This window comes from Neisseria sp. P0021.S006 (assembly GCF_051956895.1).
Genome location: NZ_JBQCWZ010000498.1, coordinates 1 through 983, shown reverse-complemented (window position 1 = coordinate 983; position 983 = coordinate 1). Strand labels below are relative to the sequence as shown.

Genomic DNA, 983 nt, shown 5'->3' with positions numbered 1-983 from the left:
GACCTACAATCTGGAATACCGCGGCCGCAACGTCGGTTTCCTCGACAAAATCGACGCCAACGTCTTCCAAATCAATACCGACGACACCAAACCGCCTAAAGGCGCGCCTTCTCCAAAAGCCCAAGCTTCCGGCACGGCGCAAGGCGGCGTTCCCATCGGCAAGCTTGAGTTAAGCAAAATCAAAGCAACCGGCGCAAATCTGAACCTCGCCAGCTCCTTCGGCGACGGACACATGGTGAAATACGGCGTCAACTACCGCCACGAAACCTCCGAGCCGTCCGACAAAGGCGCATGGCTGAAGATTCTCGGCCTGTATGACCGCGACAAAGAGAAAAAAGCCGAATACGGCGTGTACGCGGAAGGCATTTGGAACCTGCACCCCGTTACCCTGACCACCGGCCTGCGTTACGACCATTTCAAATACAACGCCGCCAGCAGACAAAGCGCGTCGCACGGACAGCTCAACCCCAGCATCGGCGCGATTTGGGACATCAACGACAACTTCTCCCTCTTGGCAAACCTCAATCAGGCAAGCCGTGCGCCCCGCCTGAACGAAGCCCTGTTGGCTAACGAACGCGCAGGCGCCGCCGCCGATTTGGACAGCAACCTCAAAGCCGAAACCGCCCGCCGCGCCGAACTCGGCTTCAGATGGCGCAACGACAATTTCAACGTCAGTGGCAGCGTGTTCCACCAACGCATCAAAGACCTCATCGTCTATCGTTGGGCAAAAATCAATAACAACACCGCCTCCATCACCGAACGCGGCAAGATTTACAACGGCGGCACGCTCAAAACCTACGGCTACGAACTTGACGCATCCTACCGCTGGGGCGGCCTGACCGCGCGCGCCGGCGTATCCTACGTCAAACCGCGTCTGAACGGCGAAATGTACTACGGCGAAAGCCCGATTCAAGCGGAAGACCACGAAAGCTCGTTCACCTTCTGGAACACCGGCCGCCAATGGCTGACCGGCCTGTCTTATC

General features: G+C 58.0%; 1 protein-coding gene. It reads left to right on the top strand.

Features of this window, described 5'->3' with window-relative positions; genetic code table 11:
• On the top strand, window positions 1-983 hold a 983-nt coding region (locus ACTHUM_RS15250), incomplete at both ends, for a TonB-dependent receptor plug domain-containing protein (protein WP_440403320.1).